14 protein-coding genes are annotated in these 21,019 nt (G+C 62.1%); 4 read left to right on the top strand and 10 right to left on the bottom strand.

Annotated features, from left to right (window positions below; all coding sequences use genetic code 11):
* Positions 1 to 59: 59 nt before the first annotated feature.
* Positions 60 to 1,631, top strand: coding sequence for a DHA2 family efflux MFS transporter permease subunit (locus tag ACZCWR_RS16545; RefSeq protein WP_487304078.1), 1,572 nt, complete (start codon positions 60 to 62; stop codon positions 1,629 to 1,631).
* A 1,043-nt stretch (positions 1,632 to 2,674) separates the two neighbouring features.
* Here the strand turns inward: ACZCWR_RS16545 and ACZCWR_RS16540 are convergent.
* From ACZCWR_RS16540 to ACZCWR_RS16530, 3 genes are all read right to left on the bottom strand, one after another.
* On the bottom strand, positions 2,675 to 3,112 hold the full coding sequence (locus ACZCWR_RS16540) for a DUF29 domain-containing protein (RefSeq protein WP_487304716.1): 438 nt from the start codon (positions 3,110 to 3,112) through the stop codon (positions 2,675 to 2,677).
* 97 nt (positions 3,113 to 3,209) lie between these two features.
* Entirely contained in the window at positions 3,210 to 6,857 is a 3,648-nt protein-coding gene (locus ACZCWR_RS16535) for a DUF748 domain-containing protein (protein ID WP_487304077.1), read from the bottom strand.
* Between the two features lie 160 nt (positions 6,858 to 7,017).
* Positions 7,018 to 8,481 carry a DUF1254 domain-containing protein gene (locus ACZCWR_RS16530; RefSeq protein WP_487304076.1) on the bottom strand — a complete coding sequence of 488 codons (1,464 nt, stop codon included), beginning with the start codon at positions 8,479 to 8,481 and terminating at the stop codon, positions 7,018 to 7,020.
* 339 nt (positions 8,482 to 8,820) lie between these two features.
* Here ACZCWR_RS16530 and ACZCWR_RS16525 point away from each other — a divergent pair, with 339 nt between their 5' ends.
* Positions 8,821 to 11,058, top strand: coding sequence for a heavy metal translocating P-type ATPase (locus tag ACZCWR_RS16525; RefSeq protein ID WP_487304075.1), 2,238 nt, complete (start codon positions 8,821 to 8,823; stop codon positions 11,056 to 11,058).
* Here ACZCWR_RS16525 and ACZCWR_RS16520 read toward each other — a convergent pair.
* The 4 genes from ACZCWR_RS16520 to ACZCWR_RS16505 are packed head-to-tail and all read right to left on the bottom strand — an operon-like array spanning position 11,001 to position 14,397.
* Complete coding sequence (locus ACZCWR_RS16520) at positions 11,001 to 11,480, bottom strand: thioesterase family protein (protein WP_487304074.1); 480 nt, start codon at positions 11,478 to 11,480, stop codon at positions 11,001 to 11,003. The genes ACZCWR_RS16525 and ACZCWR_RS16520 overlap by 58 nt on opposite strands.
* Before the next feature lie 10 nt (positions 11,481 to 11,490).
* Positions 11,491 to 12,438: an L-carnitine dehydrogenase gene (locus tag ACZCWR_RS16515; protein ID WP_487304073.1), complete on the bottom strand. Its 948-nt coding sequence runs from the start codon at positions 12,436 to 12,438 to the stop codon at positions 11,491 to 11,493.
* A 21-nt stretch (positions 12,439 to 12,459) separates the two neighbouring features.
* Positions 12,460 to 13,389, bottom strand: a complete 930-nt coding sequence (gene cdhC / locus ACZCWR_RS16510; RefSeq protein WP_487304072.1) for a 3-dehydrocarnitine:acetyl-CoA trimethylamine transferase CdhC — start codon at positions 13,387 to 13,389, stop codon at positions 12,460 to 12,462.
* Between the two features lie 48 nt (positions 13,390 to 13,437).
* Positions 13,438 to 14,397 (bottom strand): choline ABC transporter substrate-binding protein, encoded by a 960-nt coding sequence (locus ACZCWR_RS16505; RefSeq protein ID WP_487304071.1) that lies wholly within the window; start codon positions 14,395 to 14,397, stop codon positions 13,438 to 13,440.
* A 224-nt stretch (positions 14,398 to 14,621) separates the two neighbouring features.
* On the opposite strand from ACZCWR_RS16505, the gene ACZCWR_RS16500 reads away from it, so the two are divergent.
* On the top strand, positions 14,622 to 15,587 hold the full coding sequence (locus ACZCWR_RS16500) for a GlxA family transcriptional regulator (protein WP_487304715.1): 966 nt from the start codon (positions 14,622 to 14,624) through the stop codon (positions 15,585 to 15,587).
* Between the two features lie 7 nt (positions 15,588 to 15,594).
* Here ACZCWR_RS16500 and ACZCWR_RS16495 read toward each other — a convergent pair whose 3' ends face one another.
* Positions 15,595 to 16,770: a porin gene (locus ACZCWR_RS16495; protein WP_487304070.1), complete on the bottom strand. Its 1,176-nt coding sequence runs from the start codon at positions 16,768 to 16,770 to the stop codon at positions 15,595 to 15,597.
* Positions 16,771 to 17,123: 353 nt separating this feature from the next.
* On the opposite strand from ACZCWR_RS16495, the gene ACZCWR_RS16490 reads away from it, so the two are divergent.
* Positions 17,124 to 18,443 carry a glycosyltransferase family protein gene (locus ACZCWR_RS16490; protein ID WP_487304069.1) on the top strand — a complete coding sequence of 440 codons (1,320 nt, stop codon included), beginning with the start codon at positions 17,124 to 17,126 and terminating at the stop codon, positions 18,441 to 18,443.
* Between the two features lie 7 nt (positions 18,444 to 18,450).
* On the opposite strand, the gene ACZCWR_RS16485 is transcribed toward ACZCWR_RS16490, so the two are convergent.
* Positions 18,451 to 19,398: a choline ABC transporter substrate-binding protein gene (locus tag ACZCWR_RS16485; RefSeq protein ID WP_487304068.1), complete on the bottom strand. Its 948-nt coding sequence runs from the start codon at positions 19,396 to 19,398 to the stop codon at positions 18,451 to 18,453.
* A gap of 32 nt (positions 19,399 to 19,430) precedes the next feature.
* A complete protein-coding gene (gene betC / locus ACZCWR_RS16480) occupies positions 19,431 to 20,966 on the bottom strand; it encodes a choline-sulfatase (protein ID WP_487304067.1) in 1,536 nt (511 codons plus the stop codon).
* Between the last annotated feature and the right edge of the window lie 53 nt (positions 20,967 to 21,019).

Below are 21,019 nucleotides of genomic sequence, written 5' to 3'. Positions count from 1 at the left end.
TCAGCAACTTTTCCCAACCACAGGCAAACTGACAACTCAACCCCTTGCCAGCGAGCCGCATGAGCACACCGACACCGCCCAAAGCCGCGCCCGCCTCGCCACCGCCGCTCGAAGGCGGCAAGCTCGTGCTCGCCACCTTCGCGGTAGCGCTTGCCACCTTCATGAACGTGCTGGATTCGTCCATCGCCAACGTGGCGATTCCGACCATTTCCGGCAATCTCGGCGTGTCGGTCAACGAGGGCACGTGGGTCATCACGGTGTTCGCGGCATCGAATGCGGTTTCGATTCCGCTCACCGGCTGGCTGACGCAGCGGCTCGGGCAAATTCGCTTGTTCGTCGGCGCGATTCTCATGTTCGTGCTGTCTTCGTGGCTGTGCGGGCTTGCGCCCAATCTGCCGGTGTTGCTCGTCGCGCGCGTGCTGCAAGGCGCGGTCGCCGGGCCGCTGATTCCGCTCTCCCAAGCCATCCTGCTCGGCTCGTATCCGAAAGAGAAGGCGTCGATGGCGCTCTCCCTCTGGGCGATGACCGCGACCGTCGGCCCGATTGCCGGCCCCGCACTCGGCGGCTGGATCACCGACAGCTATTCGTGGTCGTGGATCTTCTACATCAACATTCCGGTGGGCATTTTCGCGGCGGGCGTCACGTGGATGATCTACCGCGATCGCGAATCGCAGACGCGGCGCGCGCCGATCGATGTCGTCGGCCTGTTTTTGCTGGTTTCGTGGGTGGCGTCGCTGCAGATCATGCTGGACAAGGGGCGCGACCTCGACTGGTTTTCATCGCCGGTGATCGTGGTGCTGGGGATCGTCGCGGCCATTTCGTTCGCGTTCTTCGTCGTGTGGGAGTTGACGGAGCAGAATCCGGTGGTCGATCTGCGGCTATTCATGGGGCGCAACTTCTTCGGCGGGACGGTAGCGATTTCCGTCGCATACGGCGTGTTCTTCGGTAATCTCGTGCTCTTGCCGCAATGGATGCAGCAGTACCTGAACTACCGTTCCGTCGATGCCGGTCTCGTCACCGCGCCGCTCGGCATTTTCGCGGTGATGCTTGCGCCGGTGATGGGCAAGGTCCTGCCGCGCAGCGATGCGCGCATCATCGCGACGATGGCGTTCATCGGCTTCGCGTTCGTGTTTTGGCTGCGCTCGAAATACGTGATCGAGATCGATACGTGGCATCTCGTGCTGCCCACGCTTCTCCAAGGCATCCCGATGGCGATGTTCTTCGTGCCGCTCACGGCCATCGTGCTGTCCGGTCTGCCGCCTTCGCGCATTCCGGCGGCGGCGGGCTTGTCCAATTTCGCGCGCGTGTTTTGTGGCGCGGTGGGGACATCGCTTGCGGGCAATGCTTGGGATGACCGCATCGCGCTTCATCACGAGCGGTTGACCGAGCAGGCGAATATCTACAATCCGACGTTCATGCAGTCGCTCGGGATGTCGCAATCCACGCTCGATGTGAGTACGGCGCAGGCGCGCGGCATGTTCAACTTCACCGTGAATACACAGGCCGCGATGATGGGCTTGAATGATATTTTTCTGATCTCGGCGGTGATTTTTATACTGATCATTCCGTTGATCTGGATTACTAAGGTGGCGAAGGGTGGGGGTGGTGGGGCGGCTTCGGGGGCGCATTGAGGGGGGTGCGGCTTTATGAGCCGCTTGGGGGCGGGTGCGGGTCGGGTGAGTTGTATTGGTTAGCGGCGGTGTCGGCTTCTCTGTTTTGTCTGGTCTTGCGCTGCGGTCTATATGTCGTGCAAAGGGCTGCTGTTGTTTGTGTTGTTTATTGCAGTAGCCGCCTCCCCGGCGGGGGGGTAACTTTCTTTGCTGCTGCAAAGAAAGTCACCAAAGAAAGCAGCTTTTTACCCCATGCACGCTGGCTGGAGGGGGTTGGTCTGGATTAACGGATACATTGGCCGCAATAGGACTTGCCACGCATAACTTGCCGCTTAGGCAACCTCGCGATTGCGCGCTCGATTCGTCTTGGTTCTGTGGTCCGCGCTCATTCATTCGGCCATGCGCTGCGCGCGCCGAGAGCTTTAGAAAGGAATCCCGCAGCCTATTAGCGCCCAGCCACATCACGCTTCCCCGCAAGATTGCTATTCAGTCCTACCTTGGTTAGTGCTCCGACTAAAAGGTGACTTGCGTTGGTGTGTGCGCTTTGCCCGGAGGCACTTACCAAGGTAGGGCCGAATAACGACATAGCGGCAAGGTGTGAGGTAGCTGGGCGCTAATACGCTGCGGGGTTCCGTTCTAAGGCTCTCGGCGCGCGCAGCGCATGGCCGAAAGAATGAGCGCGGACCACTAAGCGTTGAGACTTCGAGCGCGTAATCGCAAGGTTGCCTAAGCGGCTCGTGATGCGTGTGAAGTCCTATTGCGGCCACTGCATCGTTTAATCCAGACCAACCCTCTCCAGCCATCGTGCATGGGGTAAAAAGCTGCTTTCTTTGGTGACTTTCTTTGCAGCAGCAAAGAAAGTTACCCCCCCGCCGGGAAGGCGGCTACTGAATAAACAACACAAACACCAGCAGCCCCTTGCACAAGAGAACAACAAAACCCTCACTTCGTAAAGCTAAAATCAAGCCGACAACGGCAGCAAAACCGAACACTGTCTGTTATGTTAAGACGAGTGCTGCTGTCTACAAATAAACGGCTCGAAAAGGCGCAAGTAGCGCCTCTAGTCACTCGGGTAAAAACTCAGGATTCAAGACCGAATCCATCGGCCACGGGCACATTTCCGGGAACTCATCGAAGTCGATGGACGTTTCCGCCTCCGCCTGATTGCGTGCTTTCGACCAGACGAGATCGAGCCATTGGGCATCGTCGAATCTGCGCTTGAGGCTTGGCGCCTCGCCCAGCACATAGGTGACTTCCTTGCGTTGTGTTTTAATCGTGCTTATCCAGCTCTTGCTTCGTCGCCCCGGCTGAAACTGCCATTTAAGCAAATGGGCGAGCAGCACGGACATCCGGCTCCCCAACTCGCGTAATTGACTCTTGCCCACGTCCTCGATTTCCTCCGCGATATGTTCGATATCGATGGACGCAAGCTTCCCCGCACGTAGCAACGCGACCTGTTCTTCGGCCCACGCCACTACATCCCTGTCATAAGGTGTTCCCATCGGCTGATTCCCGTCTTCGTTTGAATTGTCGGTATCGCCCATGTTAGTTTGCATTCCTGGTTTCAAATAGATCGTCCAAATGGCCTAAGCCCCTTCATCACTTCAACCCCAAATCCACCCGCGTCGTCGCACCTTTATCCTTGATATCGTCCGCACTCACCTTCGGCGCAACCGTGTAAATCCGCTTACTATCGATCTTCCCATCAAAATACTCCTGCACCGCCTGCGCGCGCTGTTGCGCCAACGCCCGCAGCGCGCCTTCATCCACCGGCGCGTTCTTCGTGAGCGCCTCTTTCATATCGGCATCAGGCACAGACTTAGTCATGCCGATGAAATTCGTCGGCTTCTTGAAGTCCGCCGATTTATAGACCTTGCTCAGATACTTGTCGTAATCCGCATCCGATACCTTGACCGAAGCCCAATCGACATTCTCGCCATTGCCCGACATATCGCGCACCTTCGCGCGCTTGACCTGCTGATCGAGCCACGCCGTGCGCAATGCGGGCTCATCGACCTTGGGATCGGCGCGGCCCGTCACATCGACGTTGACGGAGGGCTTGTCCGCCAACGCCTTCGCGATGGTCTCCAGCTTCTTCTGCGCGGCATCGTTGAGCCTGGCCGAACCTGCATCGAATTCGATGTAGTTCAGATCCTCGCCGCCGCCACCGCCGAACGCGTGCGCAAGCAAGGTGAACGGCGCCGTCACCGCCTTCTGCACGAGATTCAGAATGGCCTGCCACACCAGCCCGCCAATCGAAAACTCCGGATTGTTCAGCGACCCGGAAATGGGAATGTTCACGTCGATTTCACCGCGCGAATTCTTCAGCAACGAAATGGCGAGCCGCACCGGCAGCTTCGTCGCGGTTGTGTTGTCGACGTGATCGCCGAACGTGAGTTGATCGATGAACAAGTGATTGTTCGCGGAGAGCTTGTCGTCGGCGAGCGAGTAATGCAGATCGACGTTGAGCTTGCCCTTGGTGATCGGATACCCCGCATACTTGGACGAATACGGCGTGAGATTGGTGAGTTCGATATCGTGCGCGGTCGCCGTGAGATCGAGCGCCGGCTTCGCGATCAGCGGATTCACCTGCCCTTTGATCGCCACCGGCCCGTTCGCCGCGAGCTTCGCCGATACATCGACAGGCGCGGGCGAAGTCGAATGTGTGCCGAACGCACCGATGGTCCCGTTGATCGCGACCAGATTCGCCGTGTAATTCGGCTTGATGAAGTTATCGGTATAAGTAACGCGCCCGTTCTGCAAGACGAGTTCGCCGAAGCGCATGTTGAGCGGCGGGCCGGTTTTTTCAGCAGCCTGAGCGGGTGCGCTCGTTTTTTCATGCGTCAACGGCTGCGTTGGCGCGTTATCACCCGCGACCACGCCCTTGAGATTGAGCTTGCCCTGCGCATCGAGCAGCACGCGGCCATAGAAATTCGAGAACGTGATGCGCGCCGCGTCCACGTCCGTCCCGCGCTCGCTGTAACTCGCCTTCAGGTTGGTCAAGCCAAGCAGCTTCCAGCCCGCGAAACGATCGTTGCTCGCCTTGTCGAGCATGCGCACATCGGTGAGCGATACATCGCCCTTGTAGGTCGCGGCGAGCGATTTGCCGGTGCCGGAAAGCGTGGCATCGCCATTGGCGTTGAGGTTCGCGCTGGCGATATCGACGTTGAGCTTGTCGCCAAAGTAAGGCTCGAACGCGGAGACATCGACCTGATCGCCTTTCACATGCAGCGCGAGCTTGAGCGGATTCACCGTGACATTGCCGCTCACGCCGAGCGAACCGCGACCGTTGAGCGTGAGCTTGCCGTCGATGTCGAGCGGCTTGCTCAGATCGTCGCTGAACTGTTTGACGTGGACGGCGAGCGGCGCGACGCGCAGCTTCATCGGCCGTGCGGGCGTTTCGTCGGTGAAGTTGGCCGAAGAATCGGAGAGCGCGATATCGGCGATCTTGTAGTGCCACGCCGGTCCCGCTTCCTGCGCCTTCTGAATCTTGCGCGTGGCGCTCGGCTCCGGCGCGGCTTCGTGCGGCCCGGCGAGCGCGGCCAGATCGATGCTGCCATCCTTGCGGCGCGTGGCATCGAGCGCGAGGCCGGACACCTGCACGCTCGAAAGCGACGCCTGCCGCGCGGCGACATCGACCTTATCGATCTTCGCGACCGCTGAAGCAAGCTTGACGGGCGCGGCAGCCTCGGCATTGGGCACCAGCGTGAGCGATTCGAGCTTCACGTCGCCCGCGCCGACCTGCACGGCGGCATCCGGTTTCGACCAGTCCACGGAAATGGGCAAATCCGCGCCGAGCGTGCCGCTCGTCACCTTCGCCGCCACCGAATTCGCGATGTACGGCTGCAACGGCGGCAGCGCCAGCGCATTCAGCGCGATCTTCGCGTCAGCGGTTTTGGCGGCGAGCGCGACGTTGCCCGATACATCGAGCGCGCCGCCCTGATCGACCTTCGTCTTCAGCGTGTATCGCGCGGGCGTTTTCGCAAGCGTCGAGAAACCGTCGAGCGTCACGCCGAGGTCCGTCAGCGCGAGTTGCGCGCGCGTTTTCATCAAACGATCGTCGAAGGCGATCTTGCCGCCGTCGATGCCGACGTGCTTGATCGACAGATCGAGCGGTGCGGATTCTTTTTCGTCAGCCGGTTTCTGCGCAGGCGACGGCGCAGGCGCGAGCTTCTGCACATTCAACACACCTGAAGAATCCCGCGAAAGCCGCACATCCGGATTCGACACCGTGATGTCATCGAGCCGATAAACGCTGCGCAACGGCTCCGCATCCGCGATCTTCACATGCAGCTTGCCCGCCGAGACGAGCGGCGCATTCGCGCGATCCGTGACGGCGAGATCGGCGAGATCCGCGCTGCCGTCGATATGGATGGTCGGCGTATCGCCCGCCAGCGCGAAGCGCACGTTGAGGTCGGTGGAGAGCTTGCCGCTCTTCACCGCGACGGGCACGGAATCCGGCGCGTAGGAAGCGATCTGCGGCACGTCGAGATCGTCGAGCGACAGCGCCACTTCCGACTCGCGCGACTCCGAGAACGGCTTGGTGCGCCCTTTCACGAGCAACGGCGAGCCGTCGATCCGCGCCTGCAACAGCGGCGTCACGAAGATATCGGTAGCCGAAGGCAGCGTCGCAATGAACGGAATGCCGAGCGCCACGCGATCGACGACATGCTTCGCTTTCTTCACGCGATCGTCGAACGTGATGCTGCCGTTTTCCACGCGAATGTTCGACACGGAGAAACGCGCGGGCTTGGAAGAAGGCGGCGAAGACGGCCTGGAAAACTTCTCGATCAGATCGGAGAAATTGAAATGCCCGGCGTCATAGCGAACGAGACTGAAGCGCGGCGAATCGATCTTCAGTTCGCCTACGACCGGCGCGAGCCTGAACAGCGACGACCACGATGTCCGCACGACCAGCCGCGACACATCCGCGAAATCCGGCGAACTGCCGGGCGCTTTCGCGAGATTGGCCTGCGATTCGCCGATATGCACGCCATCGGCTTCAAAATCCAGCGTGTACGGATTCAAGCCGATACGCCGGATGCTCACCGGCCGGTCGAGCAGCTTCGTCAACTGCTGTTCGGCGACATGCCGGATGATGGGCGGCGCGGCGAAAAAGCCGAGCAGGCCGATCACCAGAAAGGCAATGATCAGCCCAATGAAAATGCGCCGTGTGCGCCGCGCGTGAACCACGCCGCGCAACGTTTGTCCCGCCGTGGCGAGTGAAGACTTGGTGACGCTTGCCATTCGATGCGTGCGGCGACGCTTGAGCGGCGCATCGACCCGCACGCCGCGTCACGCCGCAGTCCTGAGAGCGGTGATGCGGTGAAGTATACGACGCGGTTTGCGGCACACGTTCGTCAATTGCGCATCGGCAATCGCAATTAGGACAAAACGTTGCAAGCTTTCATTGACGTGCGATGACGGGCGGCGCCCACGTGCCGTCGCTGGCCTCCGGACGTGGCGCGTAAAGGCGCATCGTCAGAAGAAAATCGCCGCCGGGCGCGGGCAGCCAGTTCGCCGCATGCGCGCGTCCGGGTGACGCCGAGGACACATACACGTCGATGGAACCATCGCGGTTTTTCTTCAGACGGTCGCGGTCGGTGAGCGCCACGCGCGCGCGCTTGTTGTCGACGAGCGCGCCATCCTTCGTGTACGCCGTGATCGACCAGAAGCCGCGCACCGGCGGAAGCTGATTCGCCGGGAAATGCATCACGTAGCTGTTCGCGCCGTTGAGCGCGTGGCCTTCGCTGTCCACGTTCGCGACCGGCTTGAGTTCGCCTTCCTTGGTCGTCGTGCCCAACTGACGGCGCGCCAGATACGCGCGCAGCATGTAGTCGGTTCCGTAGATGCCGACGCCATCGCCGAACCAGGTCCAGCCGTTCTTCGCAATCGCGTTCGATGGCGGCGTGGCGAGCCGCTCGCGTCCATCGGCGAGACCGGAGACGAGCACGGGCGCGTCAGCGGTTTTGAACTGCACCGGCTCGCCGGGCTTCACGCCCAGATCGGCCAGACGGTTCATGGCGGGCTGGTCGTCGGTGGCGGGCGGATTGTCGTCGAGCGAACGGGCGAGGCGTGCGAAGAAAGCATTCGCATCGAGCGATTCGGCCTGCACGCCGGGCGTCGCGGTCGGCGGCGCGGCGGGCAGCGACGGCACTGGCGGCGTCTGCGCCGATGCACTGCCCCACGCGCTCGCGACCACCGGCGTCGGATCGGCGACCGAACCTTTCGCGGGCGTCAGCGTGTCGATGCGCATGGCGGTTTGCAGCTTGCGCGCCTCGCGCACGTCGCGCTGACCGTTCACGCGCACGCGCACGGACAGTCGCACATAGCGCGTGCGCGTCTCCACGCGCGTGGCGTTGGCGGGCACCGTGCCCGTGAAACCGGCCGGCACGAACGCGATCAACTGCATCTTCGGATAGGGCGTGGTGTCGGCGCTGGAATACAGCACGTTGGTCCAGGCATCGAAGGCGCGCGTGTCGAGATAGCGGCCACGCGGCGCGGCGGGCAGCGCGACGATCACCGGATCGGCGGAAATATCGAGCCACGCGGACGATTCCAGCGTATCGACGCTCGGCCAGCCGGCCGCGCCGACCGGCGGCAAGGCAATCGAATGCCGGAACGTGTTGACGGGCACCTGTCCCGGTTGCGCGCCGTTGCCGCTGGCGCGTTCGCGCGCGATATCCGAGGCGACGAGCGGAAAGCCGAACGTGTAGGCATCCGCGACCTGATCCTTGACCCAGCCGACGCTTGCCTGCGCTTCCGGCGGCTTCTGGGTGGCGCATCCCGCCAGCAATCCCAGACCTGTGACACTGACGCTCATCCAGACAGCGGCATTAAGCGGAAACGCCCAGCTTCGTTTGTTTTTCATTCGAGTCGGAGTCCGATTTTCTGGTCGCGATGTTTCGTTGAGATGGCACGCATGCGGTCCCTGCGCCGCATCCCTCGTCTTGCTGCGCGTGCCTTCGTTTTTTATCTTGGAATTCGGGTTTTAACTTATCCGCTGACGATAGGCAAGATACGATAAATCCGCACGGGGCAATTTCCGCAGAACCGGCCCCGTTTGCGAGGCTGCAAGCGCCGTGCCCTTCTGTTTTGTCTTGAAATTGCTTTTGCAGCAGCCGAATAATTTTCTTGACCTTCCAATCATTGGAACGTCGATACTGGATTCGTGGGGATTTTTTATCGTCCCGGTCAGAGCATCGTCACCATGTCGAACATAGCCACCGAAAACGCGAGAACGGCGGAATTTTCCGTCGGCGGGATGACGTGCGCGTCCTGCGTCGCGCGCGTCGAGAAAATGCTGCGCAGAGTGCCCGGCGTCGATGACGTCGCGGTGAATCTCGCCACCGAGAAAGCGACCGTGCATGCGCGCGGCGCCGTCAGCGATGAACAGCTCGTCGCGGCCATCGTCAAGGCGGGGTATGAAGCCGCGCGTGTCGTGCCGGATGCACCGCCCGCCGCCGCGCCCGCCGGATGGGACCGCGAACTCATGACGGTCGCGGCGAGCGCCGTCATCACATTGCCGCTCCTCGCGCCGATGTTCGGCTTGAGCGTGTCGCCGTGGCTGCAACTCGTGCTCGCCAGCATCGTGCAATTCGGTTTCGGGGCGCGGTTTTACATCGGCGGATATCGCGCGGTGCGGGCGTTCGCGGGGAACATGGACTTGCTCGTCGCGCTCGGCACGTCAGCCGCGTGGGGTGTGAGCGTTTATCAGATGTTCGCGCATGGCGGCATGGCGCATTTGTTCTTCGAGGCGTCGGCGGTGGTGATTACGCTCGTGCGCTTCGGCAAATGGCTGGAGGCGCGCGCGAAGCGGCAAACCACGGACGCGATTCGCGCGCTGAACGCGCTGCGTCCCGCCACCGCGCGCGTGCGCGATGCCGCCGATCCTTCCCGCGAACGCGAAATCCCGCTGGCGGACGTGCGTCTCGGCGATCACATCATCGTGCGTCCGGGCGAGCGCGTGCCGGTGGACGGCATCGTGCGCGAAGGGCGCACGCATGTCGACGAATCCCTCATCACGGGCGAAAGTCTGCCGGTCGCGAAGGAAGCGGGCGCGCGCACGACGGGCGGTTCCATCAATCGCGAAGGGCTGATCGTGATCGAAACGACGGCGATCGGCGCGGAAACCACGCTTGCGCGCATCATCCGGCTGGTCGAATCGGCGCAGGCGGAGAAAGCGCCCATTCAACGGCTGGTGGATCGCGTGTCGGCGGTGTTCGTGCCGGCAATTCTCGGCATCGCGCTTGTGACGCTGGCGGGCTGGTTGATGCACGGGGCATCGGGCGAAACGGCGTTGCTGAACGCGGTGGCCGTGCTCGTGATCGCGTGTCCGTGCGCGCTCGGCCTCGCCACGCCGACCGCGATCATGGCGGGCACCGGCGTGGCAGCGCGTCAGGGCATTCTCATCAAGGATGCGCAAGCCTTGGAGCAAGCGCACGCCATCAAAATCGTCGCCTTCGATAAAACCGGCACGCTCACGCTCGGCCGTCCCGCACTCGTCGCGTTCGATGCCGCGCCCGGCATTCAACGCGCCGATGCATTGGCGATGGCCGCCGCCGTGCAGCGCGCGAGCGAGCATCCGCTGGCGAAGGCGGTGATCGATACGCATCGCGCGGAAAACGGTCCGGCGCTCGATGCCACCGACGCACACGCCGTCGCCGGTCGCGGCATCGAAGCGACGGTTCAGGGCAAGCGCATTGCGATTGGCAGCGCCCGGTGGCTCGCGGAAAGAAACCTCCGCGTTCCTGAAGCGCTCGTCAAGCGCGCGCATGAACTCGAATCGCAAGGCAACACGGTGTCATGGCTCATGTCGCCGGATTCCGTGCTCGCGCTGCTCGCGTTCGGCGACACACTCAAACCGACCGCACGCGCCGCCATCGAACGGCTCGCGCAAATGGGCGTGCAAAGCGCGCTCGTCACCGGCGACAACGCGGGCAGCGCGCAAGCCGTGGCGCGCACGCTCGGCATCGCGCCGGAGCGGGTTTTCGCGCAGACCTTGCCCGAAGACAAGGCGCGCGTGATCGCCGAATTGAAGGCATCGGGGAACGGCATCGTCGCGATGGCGGGCGACGGCATCAACGATGCGCCCGCGCTCGCCGCCGCCGATGTCGGCATCGCAATGGCGAGCGGCACGGACGTGGCGATGGAAGCGGCCGGCATCACGCTCATGCGCGGCGACCCGGCGCTGGTCGCGGACGCCATCGACATTTCGCGGCGCACGTACCGCAAGATTCAGCAGAACCTGTTCTGGGCGTTCGTGTACAACCTGATCGGCATTCCGCTCGCGGCGTTCGGCCTGCTCGACCCGATGTTCGCGGGCGCGGCGATGGCGTTCTCCAGCGTGAGCGTGGTCACGAACGCGCTGCTGCTGCGCACCTGGAAAGCTCAGGCAGGCGCGACCGGCGACGAGCGCACCGGCAACCCGATCACGCGCCCCGCATAACGCGCGTCCTCCTTCGCGATGGACGGCATGGCGGCGATGCGTTGCGCCACGTCGTCATCGAACGAAGCGGCTTTCGGTGCGCCGCTCGTGTCGATGTGCATCAACATTTGTTCGCAGGCGGAAACGGGTTCTGCGTCGTCGCCTTCGAACAGGGTCATGTAGACATGCACGCGCTTGCGGTCGTGCGCGATCACCCGCGTATCGACGCGTACCGCCGCGCCTTCCTTGATTTCGCGCAGAAAGTGAACGTGCGCTTCCAGCGTATAGATCGTGCGATGACGCGCGCGGCGTCCCGCTTCATCGAGACCGATGCGGTCCATGAACGCATCGGTCGCGAGGCTGTAGATCACCATGTAGAAGGCATCGCGCAAGTGGCCGTTGTAGTCCACCCACTCGGGCTTCACCGTGTCGCGATAGATCATTTCGGGTTCCTCAGTCTTCGATTCCGTGACGCGCTTTCGCCTGCGCGATCGCCTCGATCACGCTCGAAATGCAGTCGTCGCGATACCGCTCCAGTTGCTTGATGCCGCGTCCGTTGGTCTGCTGCGACGTGCCCTCCACCACGCGGTCGATGAGTTCGTCGGTGAGTTTAGGCGCGACGAGCTTAGTCCACGGCAATTCGAGCGCGGGGCCGAACTGCTGCATGAAGTGTCGCATGCCCGCTTCGCCGCCCGCCAGCGTGTAGGTCAGGAACGTGCCCATGAACGACCAGCGGATGCCCGCGCCGTAGCGGATGGCGTCATCGATTTCGCCGGTGGTCGCCACGCCCTCGTTCACCAGATGCAGCGCCTCGCGCCACAACGCTTCGAGCAGCCGGTCGGCGATGAAACCCGGCACTTCCTTTCTCACGCGCAAGGGCCGCATGCCGATGGACGTGTAAAAGCTCATGGCCGAATCGATCGCTTCGCCCGAGGTCTTTTCGCCGCCGAGCACTTCGACCAGCGGCAACAGATAAACCGGATTGAACGGATGCCCGACCACGCAGCGTTCGGGATGCACGGCGTTCGCGTAGAACTCGCTCGGCAAAAGCCCCGACGTGGACGACGCGATGATCGCATCGCGCTTCGCCGCGCGGCTCACGCGTTCGTGCAGCGCGAGCTTGAGTTCCTCGCGTTCCGGCGCGCTTTCCTGAATGAAGTCCGCCTGCGCCACGCATTCTTCCACCGTCGATACCACACGCAGCCGTTCCTGCGATGCACCCTTCGCCAGCCCGACCCGTTCCAGCGCCGGCCACGCATTCGCGACGTTCGCGCGCAGTTGCGCTTCCGCGCCGGGCGCGGGGTCCCACGCCGTCACATCCAGACCGTGCGCGAGCGCGCGCGAAATCCAGCCGCTGCCGATCACACCCGCGCCGAGCGCGGCGAATTGCTTCACTTGCATGTTGCGAATTTCCTCGTGGGATTAAGCGAATTGTTCCAGCGCACGCCGGTCGAGCAGACGTTCACCGCGCGGCCGCAGACCGAGCTTCTTGCGTCCTTCGGCGGGCGTCAGCGCACGCGCGCCCAGCCGTTCGATGATCTCGACAGCGCGTTGCACCAGCGAGCCGTTACTCGCATGCACACCGCGATCGAGCCACAAGTTGTCCTCCAGCCCCACGCGCACGTGGCCGCCGAGCAGCATGGCCTGCGCGACCATCGGCATCTGCATGCGGCCGATGCCGAAGCCGGCCCAGTGCGCGCCGGGCGGCAGGTTATCGACCATCGCCTTCATCGTGCCGGTGTCGGGCGGCGCGCCCCACGGAATGCCCATGCAAAGCTGAAAGAGCGGCGGTGCATCGAGCAGACCTTCCTTGAGCAATTGATTGGCGAACCAGAGATGGCCCGTATCGAAGATTTCAAGCTCCGGCTTCACGCCGAGTTCCTGAATGCGCTTCGCTCCGGCGCGCAACTGTGCGGGCGTGGAGACGTAGATGTAGTCGCCATCGCCGAAATTGAGCGTGCCGCAGTCGAGCGTGCAGATTTCGGGCAGCAGTTCTTCGACATGCGCGAGACGCGTCAGCCCGCCGACCAAGTCAGTGCCTTTGCCGAAGCGCATCGGGTCTTCGCCCGGACCGATCTCCAGATCGCCGCCCATGCCCGCCGTCAGATTGATGATGACATCCACATCCGACGAGCGAATGCGATCCACCACCTCGCGATACAGCGCGGGATCGCGGCTGCCGCGCCCGGTTTTCGGATCGCGCACGTGACAATGCGCGACGGTAGCGCCCGCGCGCGCGGCTTCGATGGCCGACTCCGCGATTTGTTTGGGCGTGACGGGAATCGCGGGATGCCTGGCCGTGGTGTCGCCCGCGCCGGTCACCGCGCAGGTGACGATGACTTCATAGTTCATGATTTGGTTCGGATCGCTATGTAATCGTGTTTGTCGAAAAATGCCGCTTCAAAGGCCCAGATACTGCTTTACCGCTGGCAATGCATCCTTGCCGTCCACCGTTTTCACGCCCGCGAGCCAGCCATCGAGCAATTGCGGGTTTTGCTTGAGATAGGCCTTCGCGGCATCGGCGGGACGCTCTTTGTTCATGACTGGCTGCATGAGGCGGTTTTCGAGGTCGGTCGTGAAATGCAGGTTCTGCACGAGCTTGCCCGCGTTCGGACAGCGCGTGATGAAGTCGGGATTCGTCAGCGTGTAGACGCGCGCTTCGCCGTAGTTCGGGCCGAACACGTCATCGCCGCCCGACAGATAGTTGAGCTTCATCTGAATGTTCATGGGATGCGGCTCCCACGCGAGAAACACCACCGGCTTCTTTTCACGCGCCGCGCGTTCGACCGTCACGAGCATGCCCGCCTCGCTCGATTGCACGAGTTGAAAACCGCCCAGACCGAACTGATTCGTGTCGATCATCTTCTGGATCTTGGCGTTTGCGCTGCTGCCCGGTTCGATGCCGTAGATCTTGCCGTCCAGTTCGTCCTTGTGTTTGGCGATATCCGCGAAACTCTTGATGCCCGCGTCGTAGGCATAGGACGGCACGGCGAGCGTCGCCTTCGCGCCCGAGAGATTCGGCGGGTCCAGCCGGTCGATGGTCTTGGCATCGAGGAAGGGCTGCACGGCTTTTTCCTGCACCGGCCACCAGTAGCCGAGCGATACATCGATCTGCTTGCTTTTCAGGCCCGCAAGCGAAATGGGCACGGAGGCGACCGTCGTGCGCGGCGTGTAGCCCATGCCTTCGAACAGGACGGAGGCGAGCGCGGTGGTCGACGTGATATCCGTCCAGCCGATATCGACGAAGCGCACGGTCTTGCAGCTTGCGTCGTCGGTGCCCGCGGCGTGCGCGGCGTGGAGCGGGACAGTGGCGGCGCATGCGCCGGCAAGGAGCAGTTTCGTGACGAGGCGATGTCTCATGGCGTGCTGTTCCGTTGGAGGGTGTCGTGAGTGACCGGTTCGTTTCGCCGGCATGACTCAAAATTACCGCCGCATTAAAGCGCCCGAACGACCGGTTGCGACCGTGAGTTGACTGCCTGCGACCCCGCGCGTTCCGGCATCCCGTTTAAGTGTCTCGCCGGATTGCGCATGCTTTTTGCGCTTGTTAGCGTGTCGGATTGCTCGCCCGCCCCTTTTTCATGCCGATGCCCGCCCCGCGCGACTTCCACTTTCTGTTGCTGCCGTCGTTCTCGTCCATCGGCTTCATGTCGGCGATCGAGCCGCTGCGGGTCGCCAATCGCTTCAGCGGCGAGTTGTACCGCTGGCACATTCTTTCGGTGGATGGCGGGCCGGTGGCCGCGAGCAACGGCATCACGCTGAACGCGGAATGCGCGATCGATCAGGTGAAGGATGCGGGCACGGTCATCGTGGTATCGGGATTCGAGCCGCTTGCGCACTATTCGCGCGCCATCGGCGACTGGCTCAGGCGGCTGGACCGTTTGGGCGCGACGCTCGGTGGCATCGACACGGGCAGTTTCATTCTGGCGGAAGCGGGACTGCTCGCGGGCAAGCGTGCGACGCTGCATTGGGAAGCGGCGGCCGCGTTCACGGAGCGTTATCCGTCGCTGGAAACGAGTCAGGAATTATTCGAGATCGATGCGCGGCGCATGACGTGCGCGGGCGGCACGGCATCCATCGACATGATGCTCGATCTGATCGCCCGCGAACACGGCGCGGAGCTGGCCGCGCAAGTGTCCGAGCAGTTCGTGCTCGGGCGCATCCGGCAGCGCAGCGATCATCAGCGCATGAAGATCGCGGCGCGTTACGGCATTCACAACCGCAAGCTGATTCAGGTGATCGGCGTGATGGAACAGCACATGGAAGAACCGCTTTCGCCGGATGCGCTGGCGGAATCCATCGGCGTCACGCGGCGTCAGTTGGAGCGGTTGTTCTGCTCGGCGCTGAAAGATACGCCGACGCATTTCTATCTCGGCCTGCGGCTTTTGCGCGCGCGTGAACTTCTTCAGCAGACCGATATGTCGATACTCGCGGTCTGCGTGGCGTGCGGCTTCGAATCGCCGTCGCATTTCTCGCGCACGTATCGCGCGCGCTTCAACACGAGTCCGCGGCAGGACCGCAGCGCATTGCGCGCCGTGCCCGCTGCCGCGTGAGCATCGCTTAGAACGAGTGGCGCATGCCGATGCGCACATCCGCCTGCGTGTTCGAGGTCGATGGCGTGAAGCTGTAGCCGATGACCGCATCGATCGGACCGGAGGCGCGCAGATAGTCGCCGGATACATACACGTCCGTGCGCTTGGACAACAGATAATGCAGGCCGAGCGAACCCTGATTCCAGTGATTGCCCTCGAAGCGCGTGTGCTGATAGCCGCCATAAAGATTCAAATCCGGCCTGAAGCTGTACGATGCGCCCGCTTCATACACCTTCATGTACGACGTCACGCCCAAGCCCTTGATCGACGTCCACGTGAAGTTGCCCGACAGCATGAGGTTGCCGAGAGTCCACGCGCCGCCCAATGCCAGCGCGCCCTGCTTGTCCACCGGGAAGGCGTTGGTGCTGTAAAGGTCGGTCACCGCGCCCGTGGCGGGATCGACTGTGGCAGTTGGCTGGCCTAAGAACGTGCGCGCGCCGATCATCGCGTAGGGATCGAATGCGTAAATGCCGTTCGGATTGTTCAACTGCGTGTAGGCCACGCCCAGATTGAAGGTGCTGCGTGCATAGTGCGCGCCCACGCTCCACGCGCTGTTCTGATGGAAGTTGCCCGAGACATTGCCGAATGAATACATGCCGCCGAAGGTAAAACCGCCGTAATCGTTCGAGAGGAACTTGACCGAGTTCGGCAGACGGTCGCCGTTCATGCGGTCGAAGTCGCCCTGATGAATCGCATAGCCGCTGCCCCATGACGAGATGTTGTAGAGATAAACGAACTCCTCCGTCATATCGAGCTGATTACCGAACGAGAGCTGCCCCCACGTGCTGCTTTTAAGACCCACATACGCCTGCCTGCCGAACTCCGCGCCGCCGAACGCATAGCGTCCCGTGCCCAGCCGAAAGCCCGATTCCAGCGCGAAGATGGCCTGCAAGCCGCCGCCCAAATCTTCCGTGCCGCGAAAGCCGATCCGGTTGCCGTAGGACACACCGTCATCGAACTTGAAGACGTGCGAGCCGCCGCTATTGTTCACCCAGGTGATGCCCGCATCGAGAATGCCGTACAGCGTGACGCTGCTTTGCGCATGAGCCAGTGACGGCACACTCGCCGCGCTCGCGGCAAGCGCGATGCCGGCGAACTTCGATACGTGAGCCTGCGTGCGCCGTGTGGCGTGTCCTCTTTTCATTCTGCTAGTCCTCTTGCGGGCGATCTGATTGTTGGATGAAGCGAGCCCCGCCTCGTCGTGTCTGGAACGACGAAGCGAAACGCGCCTGATGACTTGCCGGGGACTGCTGTTGCGTGATTACTGCGTGGCTATTGCATGAAACGCCGTGACGTTGCGACGTTGTAAAAATAAGATGCCATATAGGTTGCGGCTCGACCCATTGCGACGCAAATCTGTCCAGATGCGACTGCGTGTCAAGGGGCTGTTTCCTGAATGCATTCGAATTCAGACACGCCCGATAGGGAACGAATCACCTTTTCGGGATACTTCGGAATCTGAAAAAAATCGCGCAACCCGCCTTCACCAAGACCCGGATGATGTCCACACGCTGCCTCAGCATTCTCGATTTCGACGCCCCTCAGGTGCTTGTCAACCACCGGCACTACTGCTCGCGCCTGGGTTATCGGCACGCGCTGATCTCAACCATCGGCATTCAATCCCGCGCGCATCGCTTGCTGCTCAAGTACGAAAGCGTGCTGCATCACTTGCGGCAGTTGCCCGAAATGGGCTTGCTCATCTGCGCGAGCGAAGACTGTCTGATGCTCAACATGCATCCCGTCGAACCCATGCTCGATGGCCGCCAGCATCTGCTCATGTCGCTCGGCGGCACCACCGGCCAATACCAGACCGCCGTGCAGGTCTGGCGCAACACGCCCGATATTCGCCGCTTTATCACGCAATGCATCGAACGCTGCAAGATCAGTCATTCGGTGAACGATGAAATCGAATTGCTTGCGCCGCTTAATTACGTCGAGGCGCATCAGGAGCTTGGCGGCATCATGTGCACCATGTTCGCCAACCCGCGCTTCAAAGCCATCTGGGCAACGCTTCCGAATCTGTGGACGCTCGTGCTGTCCGAGCACGACACCTATGCGCATATCCATCCGGTGTTTCGCGAAGCGCTCGCGGAACACCTGAACGACTGTCAGCAAAAAGGCGCGCGCCTGTTCGATTTCAGCGCCGCGTTCCCCGTGCCGGACGAACCATTCACGGTCTATAACCCCGGCCGCGCGCTGGCGCTCGTCACCTACTACACGTCGAACGTGCGCGGTTATGGCGCGGTCGCGGAAACGAACATGCGGCGCTATTGCGAACGCCACGGCTACACGCTCTATATCTATCGCCAGACGCCCGCCGAAGTGGGTCCCGGCATCGAGGGAACGTGGCTCAAGCCGTGGTTCCTGCGCCGGCATCTGCCCGATCACGAACAACTCTTCTGGATCGATGCCGACATCCTCTTTGTCGATCAGGCCAAGCCGCTCGAACCGCTGTTCGCGAATCGCGATATCGTCGCGGCACATGACATCGGTCCGTGGATCGTCAACGCCGGCGTGCTCGGGTTTCGTAACAAGCCGGCAGTGCTCGCGTTCATCGAAGACGTGCAGCAGCATGTGAACGCCGTGCCGGACAAATCCAGCACCTATGCGAGCGGCGGCGACCAGACCATCGTGGCGAAACTGTTGCAGGAACGGCTCGGCTGGAAGCTCGAGAACGGCTACGACTGCATGACGATCAACACGCCGTGGTATTTCCAGCAAGCCGATAGCTTCATGGTGCATTACCTCGCCATACAGCCGCCCATGCGCGCCATGGTCATGGCCGCGCAGGATCGCCTGAGCCATCAGCGTGCTTAAATAACGCTTACTTCACGCCGAGCGCGGTCTGTACGGCATCCAACCCGTTGCCGCCGCTCGCCGTGCTCACGCCGTCCAGCCACGTCTTCAGCAGTTCGGGGTGACGCTTGAGCGCATCGGTGGCGGCGGCATCCACGTTGGTCTTTTTTTCCAGCACGTCGGTGATCACGCGGTTTTCCAGATCGACGTTGAAGGCCATCTGCTTGAAAAGTTTTGAGACGTTCGGGCATTGCTGCTCGTAGCCGCTGCGCGATACCGTGTTCACCGTCGCGCCGCCGAAGTTCGGGCCGAAGTATTTGTCGCCGCCATCGAGATACGTGAGCTTGAACTTCGTGTTCATGAGATGCGGTTCCCATGCCAGAAACACGATCCACTTCTTGTCGCGCACGGCGCGCTCCACTTGCGTGAGCATGGCCGTTTCGCTCGATTCCACGAGCTTCCAGTCGCCGAGGCCGAACGCTTTGTCATCCACCATTCGCTTGATGTTCTGATTCGCAGGCGCACCCGGTTCGATGCCGTAAATATGCTTATCGAACTTGTCGGCGTTCTTCTGCAGATCGGCAAAGGAATGCACGCCCGCCGCCGCGACGTAGTCCGGCACGGCCAACGTGAACTTCGCGTTGGAGAGATTCGCGCCAACCACATCGATGGATTTCTCCTCGACGAACGGTTTCACGAGCGGCCCTTGCGCGGGCATCCAGTTGCCGAGAAACACGTCGATCTGCCCTTTTTTCAAGCCCTGATACGTGATCGGCACCGACAAGTTCGCGACGTTCTGCTTATAGCCGAGCGCCTTGAGCACGATGCCGCTCATGGCGTTGGTCGCGTCGATATCGCTCCAGCCGGGTCCGGCCATGCGCACCTGATCGCACGAGGGCGGGTCGGCGGCCAGCACGTGGGATGCGACGCACACGAGCGCGGCGGCGAAGAGCGCATGGACGGAAGTTTTTCTCATGGTGCGTTCCTGTGGGAGGGTTTTGGAAAAATTCAATGCGCGACGGCGGGAAAGCGCGCCATCGCTTCGAGGTCGTCCAGATCGATGTGATTGCGCATGTAGCGCTGGCTGGCATCCACATGCGGCTGCCAGTCCCATGACTGGATCGTGCCGAGCGTGGTCGAGCCGAAGTGGAAGTGGCGGCGGCGCTGGCTTCTGAGCACGGCTTCGTGAAGCGCAGGCAAATCCCAGCGTCGCGCGATCTCCGCGCGGAATTCGGCGACGAGCGCGGCGTGGCGATCATCGTCCGCGAGATTGGCGCGCTCGAACGGGTCGGCCTGAACATCGAAAAGCTGATCGGGATCGATGCTCGTATGAATGAACTTGTAGCGGCCGCGGCGGATCATCACGACCGGCGCGAGCGCGCCTTCCGCGAGATATTCGCCGATGGCTTCGTCATGCCCGCCCGTCTGCGCGAGATGCGGCACGAGACTTTGCCCGTCGATGCGGTCCGGCCATTCCTGCGGCAAGCCCTTGCGCGCGACATCGACGAGCGTGGGCAACACATCCAGATGCGACACCGACTCCGCCACGCGATGCGCCCGATACTGCTTCGGCTGATGCACGATCAGCGGCACGCGGCACCCGCCTTCGAAGAAGGTCATCTTGTACCAAAGGTTGCGCTCGCCGAGCATCTCGCCATGATCGGACGTCACGATGATCGTGGTGTTTTCCGCGAGGCCCGCTTCTTCGAGCGCATCGAGGATCGCGCCGAACTGATCGTCCACGTACGACACCGCGCCGTAATACGCGCGGCGTGCATTGCGAATCTGCCGGTCGGTCGGCGGCGTGCGGTCGAATTCATACACATGGCGCAGACGTTTGGAATGCGGATCGCTTTCTTCGAGCGAATCGCGGTACGAAGGCATGTCGATCTCTTCGTCGCGATACATGTCCCAATACTTGCGCGGAATCGCATACGGATCGTGCGGATGCGTGAGCGAGGCGACCATCATGAACGGCCGCGCATCCTTGCCGGCCTGACGCTCGCGCGCGATATCGAAGAGTTTCTGACGCGTGGTGAAGGTCACTTCGTCGTCGAAGTCGAGTTGATTCGTGCGCACGCACGGACCGGCATCGATCACGGAACTCATGTTGTGATACCACGATGGACGCGCTTCGAAGTTGCTCCAGTCGGGCGTCCAGCCGAAGTCGGCGGGATAGATATCCGTGGTCAGGCGTTCCTCGAAACCGTGCAACTGGTCCGCGCCGCAGAAATGCATCTTGCCGGAGAGCACGGTGCGATAGCCCTCGGCGCGCAGATAATGCGCGAAGGTCAGCGTCTCGGACGGAAACTCGGCGGCGTTGTCGTATGCGCCGATCTGCGAGGGCAATTTGCCTGCGAGCAAAGAGAAGCGCGACGGCGCGCATAGCGGGCTTGCGCAGTACGCCGAATCGAACACCACGCCCTCGCGCGCGAGTGCATCGATATGCGGCGTCTTCGTCACGCGATTGCCGTAGGCGGCGAGCGCGAACGGCGTCAACTGATCGGCCATCAGAATAAGGATATTTTGTTTCGTCTCAAGCATGAAGGCGAGCCTCGAATAGAATCGAATCAAAGCAAATCGAACGCAGGTCGCGC

Source organism: Caballeronia sp. A2-2 (genome assembly GCF_057612605.2).
This window is presented reverse-complemented; position numbering and strand designations above follow the sequence as displayed.

Coding starts and splice junctions, on each gene's coding strand:
- ACZCWR_RS16500 (WP_487304715.1), top strand. CDS start 14,622: ATGCCCGCCCCGCGCGACTTCCACTTTCTGTTGCTGCCGTCGTTCTCG.
- betC (WP_487304067.1), bottom strand. CDS start 20,966: ATGCTTGAGACGAAACAAAATATCCTTATTCTGATGGCCGATCAGTTG.
- ACZCWR_RS16515 (WP_487304073.1), bottom strand. CDS start 12,438: ATGCAAGTGAAGCAATTCGCCGCGCTCGGCGCGGGTGTGATCGGCAGC.
- ACZCWR_RS16520 (WP_487304074.1), bottom strand. CDS start 11,480: ATGATCTATCGCGACACGGTGAAGCCCGAGTGGGTGGACTACAACGGC.
- ACZCWR_RS16525 (WP_487304075.1), top strand. CDS start 8,821: ATGTCGAACATAGCCACCGAAAACGCGAGAACGGCGGAATTTTCCGTC.
- ACZCWR_RS16505 (WP_487304071.1), bottom strand. CDS start 14,397: ATGAGACATCGCCTCGTCACGAAACTGCTCCTTGCCGGCGCATGCGCC.
- ACZCWR_RS16530 (WP_487304076.1), bottom strand. CDS start 8,481: ATGAAAAACAAACGAAGCTGGGCGTTTCCGCTTAATGCCGCTGTCTGG.
- ACZCWR_RS16545 (WP_487304078.1), top strand. CDS start 60: ATGAGCACACCGACACCGCCCAAAGCCGCGCCCGCCTCGCCACCGCCG.
- ACZCWR_RS16485 (WP_487304068.1), bottom strand. CDS start 19,398: ATGAGAAAAACTTCCGTCCATGCGCTCTTCGCCGCCGCGCTCGTGTGC.
- ACZCWR_RS16490 (WP_487304069.1), top strand. CDS start 17,124: ATGATGTCCACACGCTGCCTCAGCATTCTCGATTTCGACGCCCCTCAG.
- ACZCWR_RS16540 (WP_487304716.1), bottom strand. CDS start 3,112: ATGGGAACACCTTATGACAGGGATGTAGTGGCGTGGGCCGAAGAACAG.
- cdhC (WP_487304072.1), bottom strand. CDS start 13,389: ATGAACTATGAAGTCATCGTCACCTGCGCGGTGACCGGCGCGGGCGAC.
- ACZCWR_RS16495 (WP_487304070.1), bottom strand. CDS start 16,770: ATGAAAAGAGGACACGCCACACGGCGCACGCAGGCTCACGTATCGAAG.
- ACZCWR_RS16535 (WP_487304077.1), bottom strand. CDS start 6,857: ATGGCAAGCGTCACCAAGTCTTCACTCGCCACGGCGGGACAAACGTTG.